We start from the raw sequence: 18,459 nt of genomic DNA on the forward strand, positions 1-18,459 counted from the left end.
GGATGGCAGAACCAAACCTAGAAAGCCTTATAAGAGATCTCTACAACCATGCTCGTCAGGGTTTGAGTGAAGATTTAGTTGCTGCTCTCCTAGAGACTGCTAAAAAACTACCCACTACAAATGAGCAATTACTAGCAGTCCGTCTCTCAGGACTTGTCAATCGTGAATTGCTCATCAATCCCAAACACCCAGCACCTGAATTGATCAACTTGGCGCGCTTTATCAAAAGAGAAGAAGCCAAGTATAGAGGCACTGCAGTTTCTGCTATCATGTTTGGAGAACTCTTTAAAATGCTTTGATTCCATTGTGAATCAAAGCATTTTTTTATATGTCAGAAAAGAAATTCTTGATGAGGAGACAAAAAACCACCTAAATTAAGGTGGATTCTTACCAATTAAATTTGTTCAGCGATGACCTTTTCAGCAAGGTTCATGGCGTGGTCAGATACACGAGTGTAGTGGGAAATGATGTCGATAAAGTTGACTCCGGCTTGTGTAGAACACTCACCTTTGTTAAGGCGTTTGATGTGGGTCTTTCTGAGAACGCGTTCCATATTGTTGATTTCTTTATGGCGTTCAATCAGACTCTGAGCTTTTTCAATATCATTGTTTTCCACACTATCAAGGGCATCCTTGATGAACTCAGTGGTAGCGTGATAAATCTCAGCTAGCTCTTTCAAAGCGGCCTCAGAGAACTGAACATTCTTGCGTTGGAGATAGTCTGTTAGGTTGATTAACCCTTCTGCGTGGTCTCCAATCCGTTCCAAATCACGTGATGAGTCAAGAATATTGGTTAAAATTTCACTTTCCTTTTGACTCAAGGATTCGCTTGAGAGTCTGATGAGGTAACGAGTGAGTTTTTCATCGATGGTGTTGATGGCTTCCTCTGTCTTGTGCCCTTTTTCAGCTACCTTTTCATCCAAACTGATGATATAGGTATAAGAAAGGTCAAAAGCTTTGGCTGCATAGTTCCCTAAGTGCAAAAGTTCTTTTTTAGCATTTCCTAGAGCGATAGAAGGCGCCTGTTTGATGAGTTGTTCATCCAAGTAGAGAGCCTCGTATTTAACAACTTCATCTTCACCAGGAATGATCTTGGTCACAAGGTAAGCTAAGGCACCGATGAATGGGAACTGGATAATGGTATTTGTAATATTAAAGGTCCCGTGTGCAAAGGCGATGGTCATTTCTGGAGCTAGATTGAGTGCAGATTCAAACCATTGAATCAAGCCAGTGAAAGGAACAAGGAGGACAATACAGATAACCGTACCAATCACGTTAAAGGCAACGTGGGCACCAGCAACACGTTTGGCAGCGATATTGGCTCCAAGAGAAGCAATGATGGCTGTAATGGTCGTTCCGATATTATCACCAAACAAGACCGGTAGAGCACCTTGCAGGTCAATCAAACCACTTGCGTATAAGTTCTGTAAGATACCGATAGTTGCGGATGAAGCTTGAATGAGTAGGGTCAGTCCAGTTCCGACAAAGACACCTAGAATAGGACTCTTACTTAGTTCAACCATGTAGTCTCTAAAGACTTGCAGGTCTTTTAGGGGTTCCATTGCACCGCTCATAAGATTGAGAGCGAAGAAGATACCTCCTACACCAAAGATAATCCGTCCGATGTTATTGATGGAGCGATTCTTGGTGAAGAAGAGACAAACCGCTCCGATAAAGAGCATAGGTAAGGCGTAATCTCCTAGCTTAAAACCGATGATAAAGGATGTAACGGTGGTTCCAATATTGGCACCCATGACAATACCGATAGCCTGACGCAAGGTCAAAAGTCCTGCACTGACAAGTCCCACTGTAATGACTGTAACACCAGAACTTGATTGAATCAGCGCCGTCATACCGATACCAACCAGCACACCGAAGAAGGGATTGCTAGTATATTTGTCAATGTAAAAACGAAGGCGATCTCCAGCAGCTTGTTGCAAACCGTCTCCCATGGTCTTGATACTATATAAAAATAGTCCCAGACCACCTAAAAAGTGAAATAAAATTTCCTGCCAATTAATGGACATTTCTTTTTCCTCCGAAAAATAATAACGGAATTTCTCCTATTCTATTTTAAAGGATAAAAGTAAATCTCACAAGTGTTTAGCTGAAATTTCCATAAGAAACAAGAACTTTCTTTTAAAATGAGAGATAGTTTCCCTTTAAGATAGATGATTTATAGGATTGTGTCCAAATTTTACTGATTATTATCCTAGTTATAGTTTTTATGTTAAATAGATTGACATCGCTTTCATATAGGATAAAATGAAGATGATCCTGTTCTGGTGTCGTACACTGAGAACAGTTACTTTTTATCAAAAAGTAAAGCGCTTACTTTATATTTTATTAGGAGGATAAGATGAAAAATCTATTTTTTGAAAAACGTTGCCGTTACAGTATTCGTAAGCTGTCAATCGGGGCTTGTTCCTTGATGATTGGTTCAGCTCTATTCGCAAGTCCAGCTCTTGCCGAACAAGTCGCAGCCCCTGAAACAGCTGCAAATACGAGCGCCCAAGCTACAAGCGCTAGTGAAACAGCTAATCCAGATACTGCAGCTATCGAAAAACAATTATCGGAAACAGAGAACAAAGTAGCTGAGCAACCAATTTCAGAAAACACTCCAGCAATAGCCGATTTGGTCAATGAAAAAGAAGAGGTAAAACCCGCTCCGGCAGATAAAGCTGAAAAACCTGCTCAACCAACTGAAAAAGAAGAAGTCAAACCAGAGGAAACTCCTCAAGTGGCTGAGAAGAAAGCCGACAAACCGATTCTAGCAGACGTTCCTAAAAATGAAGAAAAGAGTCTCCGACCAAAAGAAATCAAATTTGATACTTGGGATGATTTGTTGAAATGGGAACCAGGTGCGCGCGAGGATGATCCCATCAATCGTTCCTCAGTTGAACTCGCCAAGCGCCATAGAGGTCAGTTGGTTAACGAAAAAGCAAGCAGAAGAGCCAAGGTTCAGGCGCTAGCAAATACCAACTCAAAGGCTAAAGACCATGCTTCTGTTGGTGGAGAAGAATTCAAGGCTTACGCCTTTGATTACTGGCAATACTTGGATTCAATGGTCTTCTGGGAAGGTCTAGTTCCAACTCCAGATGTCATTGATGCCGGTCACCGCAACGGAGTTCCCGTTTATGGAACACTCTTTTTCAACTGGTCAAATAGCATTGCCGACCAAGAGAAATTTGCAGCTGCCTTGAAACAAGACGCAGATGGCACCTTCCCTATCGCACGGAAACTCGTTGATCTCGCTAAGTATTATGGCTTTGATGGCTACTTCATTAACCAAGAAACAACAGGTGAATTGGTGGCACCTCTGGGTGAAAAAATGCGCCAATTCATGCTCTATACAAAGGAATATGCAGCTAAGGTCAACCATCCAATCAAGTATGCTTGGTACGATGCCATGACCTACAAATATGGTCGTTACCACGAAGATGGCCTTGGTGAATACAACTATCAGTTCATGCAAAAAGAAGGTGACAAGGTTCCTGCAGATCAATTTTTTGCCAATTTCAACTGGAACAAGGAAAAGAATGACCACTCCGTAGAGATGGCCAAATGGCTAGAGCGTAGTCAATATGATGTCTTTGCAGGCTTGGAATTGCAACAAGGTGGTTCTTATAAGACCAAAGTCAAATGGGATGCCCTCTTAGATGAAAAAGGCAAGTTGCGTTTGTCACTTGGACTTTTTGCACCAGATACGATTACCAGTCTAGGAAAAACAGGCGAAGACTACCACAAGAATGAAGATATCTTCTTCACAGGCTACCAAGGAGATCCAACGGCTCAAAAACCAGCAGATAAAGAGTGGTATGGGATAGCCAATTTAGTTGCTGACCGCACACCAGCAGTTGGCCGAACCTTCACGACCTCCTTTAATACAGGTCATGGTAGAAAATGGTTTGTAGACGGTAAAGTTTCTAAGGATTCTGAGTGGAACTACCGTTCTGTTTCTGGTGTCTTGCCAACATGGCGCTGGTGGCAGACTTCAACGGGGGAAAAACTTCGTGCAGAATATGACTTTACAGATGCCTATAATGGAGGTAACTCCCTTAAATTCTCAGGTGATGTAGCTGGTAAGACGGACCAGGATGTGAATTTGTATTCTACCAAACTAGAAGTAACTGAAAACACCAAACTTCGTGTTGCCCACAAGGGAGGAAAAGGCTCTAAAGTTTATATGGCCTTCTCTACAACACCAGACTACAAATTTGAGGATGCAGCCGCATGGAAAGAGCTAACACTTTCTGATAACTGGAAGAATGAAGAATTTGACCTTAGCTCACTAGCAGGTAAAACAATCTATGCAGTCAAACTCTTCTTCGAACATGAAGGGGCTGTAAAAGATTATCAGTTCAACCTAGGACAATTAACAATTTCGGATAATCACCAAGCACCACAAGCGCCTACAGGCCTTTCTGTAGTGAAACAATCTCTCAAGAATGCCCAAGAAGCTGAAGCAGTGGTCCAATTTGCTGGTAACCAAGATGCAGATTTCTATGAAGTCTACGAAAAAGATGGAGATAACTGGCGTTTGTTGACAGGATCATCTGCTTCAACCATCTACTTGCCAAAAGTTAGCCGTTCTGCTAATGCGACTGGTAGGACTCAGGAACTGAAAGTCGTTGCAGTTGGTAAAAATGGCCTCCGTTCCGAAGCTGCGACGGCATCCTTTAACTGGGGGATGACAGTTCAGGATACAACTCTCCCAAGACCTTTGGCTGAAAATATTGTTCCAGGGGCAACGGTTATTGGTAGCACTTTCCCAAATACTGAAGGTGGAGAAGGTATTGAAGGTATGCTGAACGGTACCATTACTAGCTTGTCAGATAAGTGGTCTTCAGCTCAGTTGAGCGGTAGTGTGGATATTCGCTTGACCAAGCCACGTACCGTTGTTAGATGGGTCATGGATCATGCAGGAGCTGGTGGAGAATCCGTAAACGACGGTTTGATGAACACCAAGGACTTTGATCTTTACTACAAGGATACAGATGGCGAGTGGAAACTAGCTAAGGAAGTTCGTGGCAACAAAGCACACGTGACAGATATCACTCTTGACAAACCAATCACCGCTCAAGACTGGCGTCTAAAAGTTATCACTTCAGATAACGGAACACCTTGGAAGGCCATTCGTATCTACAACTGGAAGATGTATGAAACCCTGGACACAGAAAGTCAAAATATTCCAATGGCTAAGGTGGCTGCCCGTTCACTTGGAAACCATCAAGTTCAACTAGGCTTCTCTGATGTTCCAGCGGGTGCAACTATCACCGTTTACGACAAGGCAGATTCACAAACACCGATTGCAACTTTGAAGTCTGATACTGGAGGCGACTTGGCAACAGCACCATTGGGCTTTGACAAGCAACCAACTCTCCTCTACTATCGTACTCAACTACCTGGCAAAGAAATCAGTAACACCTTGGCTGTAGCGATTCCACAGGATGAAAGAAAAATTGCTGCAGTTAGTCTCGAAAAAGGACCTAAGAAGACAGTTTACAAAGAGGGAGAAAAACTTGACCTCAGAGGCGGAACACTCCGTGTTCAATATGAAGGTGGCGAAGCTGATGAACTGATTAACCTTACTCACTCAGGTGTGACGGTATCTGGATACGATGCTCATCAAAAAGGGGAACAAAAGCTCACAGTCAGCTACCTTGGACTTCCAGTTACTGGTGACTTGAAGGTACAAGTGACAGGACAAGATGAAGGAAAACCAAAAGAAGTAGCGGGCTTGTATATTACTAAGAAACCAAAAACAGACTATCTAGTAGGAGATCAACTGGATCTTGCAGAAGGTCGCTTCGGTGTTCTCTATGATGATGAGACGGAAGAAAGTCATGCCTTTACGGACCAAGGTGTTGAAATCACGGGCTATGATGCTCAGAAGACTGGACGACAAACCTTGACCTTGCATTACAAGGGACACACTGCTGAGTTCGATGTCTTGGTTTCTCCAAAAGCAGCTGTCAACGATGAGTACCTCAAACAAGAAATCACTGCTGCCCAAGGTCGCCAGTCAACCCTTGGCTACACCTTCTCAAGCGAGGACAAACAAGCAGCACTAGTAGAGAAGCTCAATGCAGCGAAAGCTGTAGCAGAAAACCATAATGCTAGCCAAGAAGAAGTCAATCGGGCTTTGAATGAGTTGAAACAAGCAGGGACAGCCTTGGATGGAAATCAACGTTATCAGACTGCTAGAGAAGAATTGGAAGGTTTGCTCGAATCTGTCCGTGAAAAAGATTCCCAAGCTGAGTTGATTGCCCAAGCAGAAACCTTGTTGGCTTCAGAAATGCCAACTCCACAAGCTTTTGCGGAAATGAAAGAAAAGCTAAATAAGAAACTAGCTCCTGCAGAAGAAAGTCATCATGTTGGAAGCGTGGATCCAAATGAAGTGGCCCCAACGGTTGAGGCCCTCCCTGAACTAGTTATTGAAACTGAAACAACAGCCTTTGAACGTCAGGAGCGACCAAACGCAGCCCTTCTCAAAGGACAACGCCGTGTTGTGCAAGCTGGAGTTGAAGGCCAAGTTCGCCACTTTGTAGCAGTAGATACCCAAGGCAAACGCACTCTTCGTTCGACTGAGGTAGTCAAGGAAGCAATCCCAGAAATCACCGAAGTTGGAACAAAAGTTCTATCAAGCAACCAACCAGCTGAAGGTGTGAAAGATTTAGTTCTAGAAACTCCGAAACTGGAAATTGAAGAGGGGACAGTTTCCTTCGAACGTCAGGAACGACCAAATGCAGCCCTTCTCAAAGGACAACGCCAGCTAGTTCAAGCAGGAGTTGAAGGCCAAGTTCGTCGCTTTGTAGAAGTTGATGGTCAGGGCAAACGCACCCTTCATTCTACTGAGGTTCTCAAGGAAGCCCTTCCAGAAATTGTTGAAGTTGGAACGAAAGAAGAGCAAGTCTCACAAACAAGGGATCAAGCGCTCTCAGCAACACCAGCAAAAGTTGAAGAAACAAATAGAGAGCTCCCAAATACGGGAGCGACAAGAGATGCTAGTCTAGTAGCGCTAGGACTCCTCGGACTAATGAGTGGCTACGGCTTGCTTGCTGGAAAGAAGAGAGAAGACTAATCAGATTTACGAATCTTGGATTTTCTCATAAAAATAAAAAAACAAGGTTTAACTGTAGATTAGTCAGGCCTTGTTTTTAGTTTTGAAATTGAAGAGTAAATTTGAAGCTAGATTTTTGTTATTCAATTCCTTGGATAAATTTTTGGAAACGATAAGTGTCGAAATAGATATTGGATGCAACTAATTTATCAAATTCATCGAATTTCAGAAATTCTGCGACATCCAGTTCGAGTTCTTTTCCTTGAGGAGAATGTAGATGGTAGCGGTTTAAAGCTGAGACTGTTCGACCATCAACAAGTAATTGCTTCACTTCAAGATGCTGGCTTAAAGCATAGAATTGGCCTGCACCTTGCAAATAAACATCACGTCCTTGTCGAATTTCTATACTATCGCACATGCCATAGTCAAAGTTTTCAGCTACGAAATCTTCCCAGCCTCCCTCATTTACTGCCGTAAAATAGCTTTCTGCAAGTGTTTTTGTATCCATTTGGAACCTCCTGTAAAATAATTGGGCTATGATGAATATCACGAAATATTTTGCCCACTTAAGAGTATACAAAAGGAAATATGACTACAGGTTGTCATATTGCTGAAGATTTTTTTTGAGAGTACTGACCAGTAGATTTTGTAAGTGACTTGGAGATACGACCTTTACTTGATAACCAAAGCTTAATAGTAAATCAAAAAACGAGGGAGTTAAAGCTCTAAATGCCTGAACTTTTATTATTTCGTCCTCGACTCTGATTTCTTCTTCCGTGAAGTGATCGTAGATTTTTGGAAGTGCAAATCTTGTAAAAACTAGTTCAATTTCTTCTCTTTGCCCCTCCACTTTATGTTTTGGGGGATTTAAAAAAAGCTCTAACTTTTCTTGAGATAAACGTGGATAATCGAATGGTTTATCTTTTATCTCCACTAGTTCTAGTTCACGAATTCGAGTTAATTTAAAAATACGAAAATCTAATTTTTCTAAGCAGTAACCGATAACATACCAAGCATTCAGTTTATAGATCAATCTGTATGGAATAACTGTTCGCTGACTTTTCTCTTGTTTTTTCGAATAGTAAGAAAAAGAAATCATCTGTTCAGTTTGTATCGCTTCCTCAATTTCTAGTAAATAATTTGTATTAAGAGTCCAGGAACTGAGATCAAAGTAAAAAGGACTGTTTACTCTTGTAATTTCTTGAGAAGACAGCTTGTGTTCGATACTGTCAAGACTTGAATGACCAACGATTTTACTAACATTCTGGCTCATATTAATAATAAACTGTCTCTCTTCCTCAGTGAAAAAGTTTCTGTCTATCTTATAGTCGCTTGGTATATAGAAACCTCCCTTATCTCCACGTTCCGAATAGATTGGAATCCCCGCTAAACTAAGCGTATCCATGTCTCTGTATACTGTTCGACTAGATATTTCAAACCTCTCTGCAATCTCTTTAGCTGTTATTCTCTTCTTATTTAAAAGAGACAGTAAAATATAGATTAGTCTTTCTAATTTCATTGTAGTAAATCCTCTTTTTTAATTTCAAATAGCACAAACTAAAAGAAACTATTTCAGTTATATTGTACAATAAGAAACCTAGCAATTCAAAAAGAAGGACCGTATAGTTTAGAATATTAAGGATTAAAATGTTGGAAAAAGAATGGTATAGAAGTAATTAGGCAGAGCAATCAAGAAATTTGCCTAAATTTTTCCAACCGAATTATGTGAAGATTGCTATTTTCCGAACTGCAATCCTAGGTTTTTAGGTTAATAAATAGAAGAAAGAACAAGAAAAGTTTAGGGTTTTTCTATCTCTTTTGCTGATTTTGTGATATAATTAACACGTATAAAAAAAGAAGGAGTCATATCTAATGGCAAAATTGACTGTTAAAGACGTTGACTTGAAAGGGAAAAAAGTTCTCGTTCGTGTTGACTTCAACGTACCTGTTAAAGATGGCGTGATTACCAATGACAACCGTATCACTGCAGCTCTTCCAACTATCAAGTACATCCTTGAACAAGGTGGACGTGCAATCCTCTTCTCTCACCTTGGACGTGTAAAAGAAGAAGCAGACAAAGAAGGTAAATCACTTGCTCCTGTAGCTGCTGACTTGGCTGCTAAATTGGGACAAGAAGTTAAATTTATCCCAGGTGTTACACGTGGTGCTGAATTGGAAGCCGCTGTTAACGCTCTTGAAGATGGACAAGTTCTCTTGGTTGAAAACACTCGTTTCGAAGATGTTGACGGCAAGAAAGAATCTAAAAACGATCCTGAACTTGGTAAATACTGGGCATCACTTGGAGATGGTATCTTCGTAAACGATGCATTCGGTACAGCTCACCGTGCACACGCATCTAACGTTGGTATCTCGGCAAACGTTGAAAAAGCAGTTGCTGGTTTCCTTCTTGAAAACGAAATTGCCTATATCCAAGAAGCTGTTGAAGCTCCAGAACGTCCATTCGTGGCTATCCTTGGTGGTTCAAAAGTTTCAGACAAGATCGGTGTTATCGAAAACTTGCTTGAAAAAGCTGATAAAGTTCTTATCGGTGGTGGGATGACTTACACATTCTACAAAGCACAAGGTATCGAAATCGGTAACTCACTTGTAGAAGAAGACAAATTGGATATCGCTAAAGCTCTTCTTGAAAAAGCAAACGGCAAATTGATCTTGCCAGTTGACTCAAAAGAAGCGAACGCATTTGCTGACTACACTGAAGTGAAAGACACTGAAGGTGAAGCAGTAGACCCAGGTTTCCTTGGTTTGGATATCGGTCCTAAATCTATCGCTAAGTTTGATGAAGCTTTGACTGGTGCGAAAACAGTTGTATGGAATGGACCTATGGGTGTATTTGAAAACCCTGACTTCCAAGCTGGTACAATCGGTGTCATGGATGCTATCGTGAAACAACCAGGTGTTAAATCAATCATCGGTGGTGGTGACTCAGCTGCTGCAGCCATCAACCTTGGACGTGCAGACAAGTTCTCATGGATCTCTACAGGTGGTGGAGCATCAATGGAACTCCTTGAAGGTAAAGTTCTTCCAGGATTGGCAGCTTTGACTGAAAAATAAATAGTTTAACTAAAAGAAGATGGTGTGACCATCTTCTTTTTAATTTAATTTATAAATAGGTGAAATTTTTCTATAAATAAAAAGAAAAAAGAGTAAATATTTGCATCCTGCCTTGTAAAGTGCTAGTATAAGAAGTAACGACTAAATTTAGATAAGGAAAAGGATTATAATGAAAAATAAAAAAGAAGTCTATGGATTTCGTAAAAGCAAAGTTGCGAAAACGTTGTGTGGTGCTGTTTTAGGAACTGCTTTGATTGCTTTTGCAGACAAAGCAGTATTTGCTGATGAAGTTACAGAGACAACTAGTACAAGTACAGTTGAGGTAGCTACTACAGGGAACCCAGCCACAAATCTACCTGAAGCTCAGGGTGAAATGAGCCAAGTTGCCAAAGCAAGCCAAGCTAAGGCTGGTTCTAAAGACTCAGCTTTGCCAGTAGAAGTATCATCAGCTGATTTGGATAAAGCAGTTGCTGATGCAAAATCTGCAGGAGTTAAGGTAGTTCAAGATGAAACAAAAGACAAAGGAACAGCCACAACTGCTACAGAGAATGCTCAAAAACAAGATGAGATTAAAAGCGACTATGCTAAACAGGCTGAAGAAGTAAAGACAACAACTGAAGCATATAAAAAAGAAGTCGCAGCTCATCAGGCTGAAACAGATAAAATCAATGCTGAAAACAAAGCAGCGGATGACAAGTACCAAAAAGATCTAAAAAGTCATCAAGAAGAAGTTGAAAAAATCAACACTGCTAATGCAACAGCTAAAGCAGAATATGAGGCTAAGCTAGCACAATATCAAAAAGATTTAGCAACTGTCAAAAAAGCAAATGAAGATAGTCAACAGGATTATCAAAATAAACTTTCAGCTTACCAGACAGAATTAGCTCGAGTACAAAAAGCTAATGCTGAAGCTAAAGAGGCTTATGATAAAGCAGTAAAAGAAAATACAGCTAAAAACGAAGCGCTTAAAGCTGAAAATGAAGCGATTAAACAGCGTAATGAAACTGCAAAAGCGAATTATGAAGCAGCGATGAAGCAGTATGAAGCAGACCTTGCAGCTATTAAGAAAGCTAAAGAGGATAATGATGCTGATTATCAAGCTAAATTAGCAGCTTATCAAACAGAATTGGCACGTGTTCAAAAGGCTAATTCTGATGCAAAAATAGCCTATGAAAAGGCTGTTGAAGAAAACACAGCTAAAAACAATGCTATCCAAGCTGAAAATGAAGCTATTAAACAACGAAATGAAACAGCCAAGGCAACTTATGAGGCTAAAATAGCACAATACGAAAAAGACTTGGCAGCAGTCAAACAAGCGAATGCAGCTAACGAAACAGACTACCAAACTAAGTTAGCGGCTTATCAGACAGAACTAGCTCGTGTTCAAAAGGCAAATGCTGATGCTAAAGCAGCTTATGAGAAGGCTGTTGAAGAAAACACAGCTAAAAATGCAGCGCTCCAAGCTGAAAACGAAGAAATCAAGCAACGGAATGCCGCGGCTAAAACTGACTATGAAGCAAAATTAGCTAAATATGAAGCTGATCTTGCCAAATATAAGAAAGAGTTGGCTGAGTATCCGGCTAAGTTGCAGGCTTATAAAGATGAGCAGGCTAAAATTAAGGCAGCTATGGCTTTAGCAGAATCAAAGAAGAATGAAGATGGAAACTTGAGTCGCCCAAGTGCTCAAAGTTTGATTTTCAAATCGGAGCCTAATGCTGAACTTTCATTGACTACAACTGGTGAATTTGTTAGCTATACTGGCATGGAAGCAGCTGTGAAGAATACTGCAGAATTTGCCAATAAACTCTTCCAGTTGGATAACTTTAAAGTAACAGACATTCAAAATGCTAACTACCAGACAAACAAACAGGAAAGCTTTGGTACAGTCGGTAAGTATTCTGAGTACAATTCAAATGTAACAAGTGGTAAGGGACCAACTGAATGGTCTTCAGTCCTGCTGAAACGAGGTCAGTCTGCAACAGCAACTTATACGAATCTTCAGGGGACTTACTATCAAGGGAAAAAAGTTTCTAAAATCGTCTATACTTATACTCTTGATCCTAGTTCCAAGTTCCGCAATGATAAGGCTTGGTTGGGAATTTTTAAAGACCCAACGATGGGGGTTTTCGCTTCGGCTTATACTGGTAATACAGAAGATGCTACCTCTCTCTTCGTTAAGACTGAGTTTCAATTCTATGATGAAGATGGTCAAATTATTAATTTTGACAAGGCCTTGATGTCTGTAGCGTCTCTTAACCGCGAAGCAAACTCAATCGAGATGGCTAAAGATTATACTGGGAATTTCATCAAAATTTCGGGTTCTTCAGTTGGTGAAAAGAACGGCCAAATTTATGCGACAGAATCTGAAAACTTCAAAAAAGGAGTTGGTGGTTCCCGCTTCACCATGTATAAGAATAGTCAACCAGATTCTGGTTGGGATAATGCAGATGCACCAAACTCTTGGTATGGTGCGGGAGCAGTGGAAATCTCAGGTCCTTCAAATAGTATGACTATCGGAACAATTTCGTCTTCAGAAGTGTTGGGACAGCCTGCAGCGAATGATCCACGTAGAGCAGAGAAATTATCTCCCAAAAAGCCAAATATTTGGTTTGCGATTAACGGAAATGTTCGAGCAACTAATTTGCCAACCATCACATTAGAAAAACCAACTCCGCCAGTAGAACCAACTGCACCACAAGCTCCTACTTATGAAGTAGAGAAACCACTGGAACCAGCTCCAGTAGTACCAAACTACGAAAATGAGCCAACTCCACCGGTAAAAACTCCAGATCAACCGGAGCCATCAAAACCAGAAGAGCCAACATATGAGACAGAGAAACCATTGGAACCAGCTCCAGTAGCACCAAACTATGAAAATGAGCCAACTCCACCAGTAAAAACTCCAGATCAACCGGAGCCATCAAAACCAGAAGAGCCAACATATGAGACAGAGAAACCATTGGAACCAGCTCCAGTAGCACCAAGCTATGAAAATGAGCCAACTCCACCGGTAAAAACTCCAGATCAACCAGAGCCATCAAAACCAGAAGAGCCAAATTATGATCCATTGCCAACTCCGCCGCTAGCACCAACTCCTAAGCACTTGCCAACACCACCAGCGGTGCCAACAGTTCACTTCCATTACAATCGTCTATTTGCACAACCTCAGATTAATAAAGAAATTAAAAATGAGGATGGAGTAGATATCGACCGTACTCTAGTTGCTAAGCAGTCTGTAGTGAAGTTTGAGTTGAAAACAGAAGCGTTGACAGCTGGTCGTCCAAAAACAACTTCGTTTGTATTGGTAGATCCACTTCCAACTGGCTATCAGTTTGATTTGGAAACAACCAAGGCTGCAAGCAAAGGTTTTGAAACAAGCTATGATAAAGCTAGTCACACTGTAACCTTTAAGGCTACTGAGGAGACCTTGGCAGCTTTCAATGCAGATTTGACAAAGTCCTTTGAGACTCTATATCCAACTGTTGTTGGTCGTGTCTTGAATGATGGGGCGACTTATACGAATAACTTTACATTGACAGTCAACGATGCCTACGGTGTCAAGTCAAACATTGTTCGTGTAACGACTCCAGGTAAACCAAATGATCCTGACAATCCAAATAACAACTACATCAAGCCTTTGAAAGTTAACAAGAACAAGCAAGGTGTGAATATTGATGGCAAAGAAGTTCTAGCTGGTTCAACGAACTACTATGAACTCACATGGGATTTGGACCAATACAAGGGAGATAAATCTTCTAAAGAAGCGATTCAAAATGGTTTCTACTATGTGGATGATTATCCAGAAGAAGCCTTAACCCTTCAACCAGAATTGGTTAAGATTCGTGATCTAGAGGGCAATCTTGTACCAGGTGTCAGTGTTCAACAATTTGATAGTTTAGAAGCTGCGCCTAAGAAGGTTCAAGATCTGTTGAAGAAAGCAAACATCACTGTTAAAGGTGCTTTCCAACTCTTCTCAGCTGATAATCCAGCTGAATTCTACAAGAACTATGTAGCAGCAGGAAAATCATTGCTAATCACAGATCCGATGACAGTTAAACCTGAATTTGGTCAAACGGGTGGTAAGTATGAAAACAAAGCCTACCAAATTGATTTTGGAAATGGCTATGCTACAGAAGTAGTTGTCAACAACGTACCGAAAATCACACCGAAAAAAGATGTGACAATCAGTATGGATCCAAGCAGTGACAATATTGATGGCCAAACAATTCCGTTGAACCAGTTCTTCAATTATCGTTTAATCGGTGGTTTGATTCCACAAAATCATTCTGAGGACTTGAATGACTATAGTTTTGTAGATGATTATGACCAAAAAGGTGATCAATACACTGGAAACTATAAAGTTCTTGCCAAGGTTGATATCCGATTGAAAGACGGTCGTGTTATTAAGGCAGGGACAGACTTAACAGCTGAAACACAGGTTGAACATAATCAAGATAAGGGAATGATTACAATTCGCTTCAAGGAAGAATTCCTTCAAGAGATTCAGTTGGATTCTCCATTCCAGGCTGAGACTTATATTCAAATGAAACGAATTGCTGTCGGAACCTTTGAAAATACCTATGTAAATACTGTGAACAAAGTTGCTTATGCTTCAAATACAGTTCGCACGACAACGCCAGAACCTAAGAAACCAGAGGAGCCAACAACTCCTACTCCAAATCCAAAAGGGAATCCTACTCTACCTCAAACAGGTACAAATGATTCAAGCTACATGCCATATCTTGGTCTAGCAGCTTTAGTAGGAGTTTTAGGACTTGGTCAGTTGAAACGTAAAGAAGATTAAAGCAACTAAGCTCTGAATTTAAATAGAAAAGAGGAACTCTGTTTCCTCTTTTTTGTACCCCTAAATTAAAAACGCTTCCTATTGATTTTCACTCATAAAATCAACTAATTTATGTTAAAATGGTAGTAGAAAGTTGAGATTATGAGTTATTTTAAAAAATATAAATTTGATAAGTCACAGTTCAAGCTTGGTATGCGAACCTTCAAAACAGGGATTGCCGTATTTATAGTTCTCTTGATTTTTGGTTTTTTTGGCTGGAAGGGGCTTCAAATCGGAGCATTGACAGCAGTCTTCAGTTTACGAGAGAGCTTTGATAAGAGCGTCCATTTTGGAACTTCGCGTATCTTAGGAAATAGTATTGGCGGTTTTTACGCCCTTGTCTTTTTCCTCTTAAACACTTTATTTCATGGAGCCTTTTGGGTAACTTTACTAGTTGTTCCGATTTGCACCATGTTAACCATTATGACAAATGTCGCCATGAACAACAAGGCAGGAGTTATCGGTGGTGTAGCGGCTATGTTGATCATTACCCTATCAATACCGAGCGGAGAAACATTTTTGTACGTGTTTGCACGTGTATTTGAAACATTTATGGGAGTTTTTGTCGCAATCCTTGTAAATTATGATATTGAGCAACTGAAACTCTTTTGGGAGAAAAAAAGAAAATAATGTTACATTTTATGACATTATTCGTTGACGTATGTCTTTTTTTAGACTATAATAGACAGGAAGAAGGAAATTGTAAATGAAGGAAAGAGAATTTCGCCGAAATATGGCTGTTTTTCCTATCGGCAGTGTTATGAAATTGACCGATCTCTCAGCGCGTCAGATTCGTTATTATGAAGATCAAGAGTTGATCAAACCTGATCGAAACGAAGGGAACCGTCGCATGTATTCGTTGAATGACATGGATCGTCTGCTTGAAATCAAAGATTATATCTCTGAAGGTCATAATATTGCTGCGATTAAGAAAAAATATGCTGAACGCGAGGCGAAGTCCAAGAAAGCCGTGAGTCAGACGGAAGTGCGTCGCGCACTTCACAATGAACTCCTCCAGCAGGGGCGCTTTGCTTCAGTACGGTCACCCTTTGGTCGCGGTTAGGCAATCGCAAGTAGTCATATATATTAAGGAGAAAACCCATGCCAATCACAGCTGCAGATATTCGTCGTGAAGTCAAGGAAAAAAATGTTACCTTTATTCGTCTCATGTTTTCAGATATCCTGGGGACGATGAAAAACGTCGAAATTCCTGCTACAGATGAACAGTTAGATAAGGTCTTGTCAAATAAAGCCATGTTTGATGGATCTTCTATTGAAGGTTTTGTACGTATTAATGAGTCAGATATGTACTTGTACCCAGACTTGGATACATGGACAGTCTTCCCTTGGGGAGATGAAAATGGAAGTGTTGCAGGTTTGATCTGTGATGTCTATACAACAGAAGGCGAACCCTTTGCAGGTGACCCACGTGGTAATCTGAAGCGTGCACTTCGTCATATGGAAGAAGTAGGATTCAAATCCTTCAACCTTGGTCCAGAGCCAGAATTCTTCCTATTTAAGTTGGATGAAAATGGCGACCCAACACTTGAAGTGAATGACAAGGGTGGCTACTTTGATTTGGCGCCTACTGACCTTGCGGACAATACACGTCGTGAAATCGTGAATGTCTTGACCAAAATGGGATTTGAAGTAGAAGCGAGTCACCACGAGGTTGCGGTTGGACAACATGAAATTGACTTCAAGTATGATGAAGTCCTTCGTGCCTGTGACAAGATTCAAATCTTTAAGCTCGTAGTAAAAACCATTGCTCGTAAACACGGTTTGTACGCAACCTTTATGGCAAAACCAAAATTTGGTATTGCTGGATCAGGTATGCACTGTAATATGTCCTTGTTTGATGCAGAAGGAAACAATGCCTTCTTTGATCCAAATGATCCAAAAGGAATGCAGTTGTCTGAAACGGCCTACCATTTCCTTGGCGGTTTGATCAAGCATGCTTACAACTATACTGCTATCATGAACCCAACAGTTAACTCATACAAACGTTTGGTTCCAGGTTATGAAGCACCTGTTTACATTGCTTGGGCTGGTCGTAACCGTTCGCCACTTGTGCGCGTGCCGGCTTCACGTGGTATGGGAACTCGTCTTGAGTTGCGTTCAGTGGACCCAATGGCAAACCCATACATCGCTATGGCGGTTCTTTTGGAAGTTGGTTTGCATGGTATTGAAAACAAAATCGAAGCACCAGCTCCTATCGAAGAGAATATCTACATCATGACAGCAGAAGAGCGTAAGGAAGCTGGAATCACTGATCTTCCATCAACTCTTCACAACGCTTTGAAAGCTTTGACTGAGGATGACGTGGTCAAGGCAGCCCTAGGTGAACACATCTACACTAGCTTCCTTGAAGCGAAACGTATCGAGTGGGCCAGCTATGCAACCTTTGTTTCACAATGGGAAGTTGATAATTATCTTGATTTGTATTAAGAACATAAAAAAGATTATCTAATTGGATAATCTTTTTTATTTTTGCAAATTTTTAAATGGATTTTGTTGCTATTTTTAGTATAGTTATTATATAGAAAAATAGGAAATAAGAAAAAGTTGATTATGCATTAAAAAGAAATAATATTCTGAAAATACTTAGAAAATAACATACGAGCATTTTCATTATACCTATTTAATGCTTTAGTATAGCAGGGTTTGCAAGGGAAAGAAAAAAGTTTACATTTTGACAACATATTTCTTGAAATACTAATTAGTAAATGATAAAATGTTTTTTGGAATGGATGAGTTTCGGAGAGTTTATAAATTATTTACTATATTATTTACTCAAGTTCTACTCGCCATATTTCATTAAAAAGGAAAGGAGATTCTATGCAAAAAGATAAGTGGTGGCTTCCGTTTTTAGCAGTGGGAGTCATCATTGGATTGTCGGTGGGTTTGATTTATTATACTAGACCCGCTAAGGACGGAGAAGTAGGGACTTCATCAGTTTCGCAATCAACTTCAAGTGCTGAGAACAATACTGCCTTGAGTCTAAAAGGTCAACAACTTTCAGAATTTAAAATGACTTCTCAAGACGGTAAATTGGTTGCCAGTTCAGAGCTGTATGATAAACCTATGTTAATTGTCGAATGGGCTAGTTGGTGTCCTCATTGTCAGAAACAACTACCCATTGTTCAGCAGATGTATGAAAAGTATGGTGAACAGATCAATTTTGTTTTACTGAATATGAACGAACCTGGTAAAGAAACAAAGGAGAGTGCTGATCGATACATTAAGGAAAAAGGATACACTTTCCCTTATTACTATGACGAAGATCAATCAGCGGCAGATCTATTACAGGTTCAGACCATACCAAGTATGTATTTTGTAACCAAAAAGCAAGAAGTAAAAAATGTATTGGTTAATCATTCCGATGCGGAAAGCTTTTCTAAAGAGTTGCAAACACTACTCAACTAACATATATCTACTATAGAAAAGGGGGAAGAAGAAATCACAATAGGATTTCAGAAATA

At 40.4% G+C, this 18,459-nt stretch carries 11 protein-coding genes; 8 read left to right on the forward strand and 3 right to left on the reverse strand.

All coding sequences use genetic code 11. The features are described 5' to 3' along the window. Positions 1 to 2: 2 nt before the first annotated feature. Entirely contained in the window at positions 3 to 299 is a 297-nt protein-coding gene (locus tag NYE79_RS02110; RefSeq protein WP_000840143.1) for a bacteriocin immunity protein, read from the forward strand. 95 nt (positions 300 to 394) lie between these two features. Here NYE79_RS02110 and NYE79_RS02115 read toward each other — a convergent pair whose 3' ends face one another. Further along, entirely contained in the window at positions 395 to 2,026 is a 1,632-nt protein-coding gene (locus NYE79_RS02115) for a Na/Pi cotransporter family protein (RefSeq protein ID WP_084944032.1), read from the reverse strand. Positions 2,027 to 2,358: 332 nt separating this feature from the next. Between NYE79_RS02115 and NYE79_RS02120 the strand changes: the two genes are divergently transcribed. Next, on the forward strand, positions 2,359 to 7,083 hold the full coding sequence (locus tag NYE79_RS02120) for a bacterial Ig-like domain-containing protein (RefSeq protein ID WP_216728894.1): 4,725 nt from the start codon (positions 2,359 to 2,361) through the stop codon (positions 7,081 to 7,083). Positions 7,084 to 7,201: 118 nt separating this feature from the next. Here the strand turns inward: NYE79_RS02120 and NYE79_RS02125 are convergent, their stop codons facing one another. Then, positions 7,202 to 7,570, reverse strand: coding sequence for a nuclear transport factor 2 family protein (locus tag NYE79_RS02125; protein ID WP_049485034.1), 369 nt, complete (start codon positions 7,568 to 7,570; stop codon positions 7,202 to 7,204). Between the two features lie 84 nt (positions 7,571 to 7,654). Further along, complete coding sequence (locus tag NYE79_RS02130) at positions 7,655 to 8,581, reverse strand: YafY family protein (RefSeq protein WP_049550429.1); 927 nt, start codon at positions 8,579 to 8,581, stop codon at positions 7,655 to 7,657. 353 nt (positions 8,582 to 8,934) lie between these two features. On the opposite strand from NYE79_RS02130, the gene NYE79_RS02135 reads away from it, so the two are divergent. The 6 genes from NYE79_RS02135 to NYE79_RS02160 all read left to right on the forward strand — a co-directional run bounded on the left by NYE79_RS02135 (position 8,935) and on the right by NYE79_RS02160 (position 18,403). After that, entirely contained in the window at positions 8,935 to 10,134 is a 1,200-nt protein-coding gene (locus NYE79_RS02135; RefSeq protein ID WP_049501507.1) for a phosphoglycerate kinase, read from the forward strand. A 169-nt stretch (positions 10,135 to 10,303) separates the two neighbouring features. After that, complete coding sequence (locus NYE79_RS02140) at positions 10,304 to 14,938, forward strand: antigen I/II family LPXTG-anchored adhesin (RefSeq protein ID WP_339293753.1); 4,635 nt, start codon at positions 10,304 to 10,306, stop codon at positions 14,936 to 14,938. Between the two features lie 141 nt (positions 14,939 to 15,079). After that, positions 15,080 to 15,607 (forward strand): aromatic acid exporter family protein, encoded by a 528-nt coding sequence (locus NYE79_RS02145; RefSeq protein WP_000119887.1) that lies wholly within the window; start codon positions 15,080 to 15,082, stop codon positions 15,605 to 15,607. Positions 15,608 to 15,683: 76 nt separating this feature from the next. After that, positions 15,684 to 16,040, forward strand: coding sequence for a transcriptional repressor GlnR (glnR, locus tag NYE79_RS02150; RefSeq protein ID WP_000664333.1), 357 nt, complete (start codon positions 15,684 to 15,686; stop codon positions 16,038 to 16,040). Positions 16,041 to 16,078: 38 nt separating this feature from the next. Further along, on the forward strand, positions 16,079 to 17,425 hold the full coding sequence (glnA, locus tag NYE79_RS02155) for a type I glutamate--ammonia ligase (protein WP_001122883.1): 1,347 nt from the start codon (positions 16,079 to 16,081) through the stop codon (positions 17,423 to 17,425). A 390-nt stretch (positions 17,426 to 17,815) separates the two neighbouring features. Further along, complete coding sequence (locus NYE79_RS02160; RefSeq protein ID WP_125384834.1) at positions 17,816 to 18,403, forward strand: TlpA disulfide reductase family protein; 588 nt, start codon at positions 17,816 to 17,818, stop codon at positions 18,401 to 18,403. The last annotated feature ends 56 nt before the right edge of the window (positions 18,404 to 18,459 follow it).

Source organism: Streptococcus sp. FSL W8-0197 (genome assembly GCF_037963785.1).
Taxonomy (GTDB): domain Bacteria; phylum Bacillota; class Bacilli; order Lactobacillales; family Streptococcaceae; genus Streptococcus; species Streptococcus oralis_CQ.

What these genes read in the sequence shown, in the direction of transcription:
- NYE79_RS02110 (WP_000840143.1), top strand. Translation starts at nt 3, where the DNA reads ATGGCAGAACCAAACCTAGAAAGCCTTATAAGAGATCTCTACAACCAT.
- NYE79_RS02115 (WP_084944032.1), bottom strand. Translation starts at nt 2,026, where the DNA reads ATGTCCATTAATTGGCAGGAAATTTTATTTCACTTTTTAGGTGGTCTG.
- NYE79_RS02120 (WP_216728894.1), top strand. Translation starts at nt 2,359, where the DNA reads ATGAAAAATCTATTTTTTGAAAAACGTTGCCGTTACAGTATTCGTAAG.
- NYE79_RS02125 (WP_049485034.1), bottom strand. Translation starts at nt 7,570, where the DNA reads ATGGATACAAAAACACTTGCAGAAAGCTATTTTACGGCAGTAAATGAG.
- NYE79_RS02130 (WP_049550429.1), bottom strand. Translation starts at nt 8,581, where the DNA reads ATGAAATTAGAAAGACTAATCTATATTTTACTGTCTCTTTTAAATAAG.
- NYE79_RS02135 (WP_049501507.1), top strand. Translation starts at nt 8,935, where the DNA reads ATGGCAAAATTGACTGTTAAAGACGTTGACTTGAAAGGGAAAAAAGTT.
- NYE79_RS02140 (WP_339293753.1), top strand. Translation starts at nt 10,304, where the DNA reads ATGAAAAATAAAAAAGAAGTCTATGGATTTCGTAAAAGCAAAGTTGCG.
- NYE79_RS02145 (WP_000119887.1), top strand. Translation starts at nt 15,080, where the DNA reads ATGAGTTATTTTAAAAAATATAAATTTGATAAGTCACAGTTCAAGCTT.
- glnR (WP_000664333.1), top strand. Translation starts at nt 15,684, where the DNA reads ATGAAGGAAAGAGAATTTCGCCGAAATATGGCTGTTTTTCCTATCGGC.
- glnA (WP_001122883.1), top strand. Translation starts at nt 16,079, where the DNA reads ATGCCAATCACAGCTGCAGATATTCGTCGTGAAGTCAAGGAAAAAAAT.
- NYE79_RS02160 (WP_125384834.1), top strand. Translation starts at nt 17,816, where the DNA reads ATGCAAAAAGATAAGTGGTGGCTTCCGTTTTTAGCAGTGGGAGTCATC.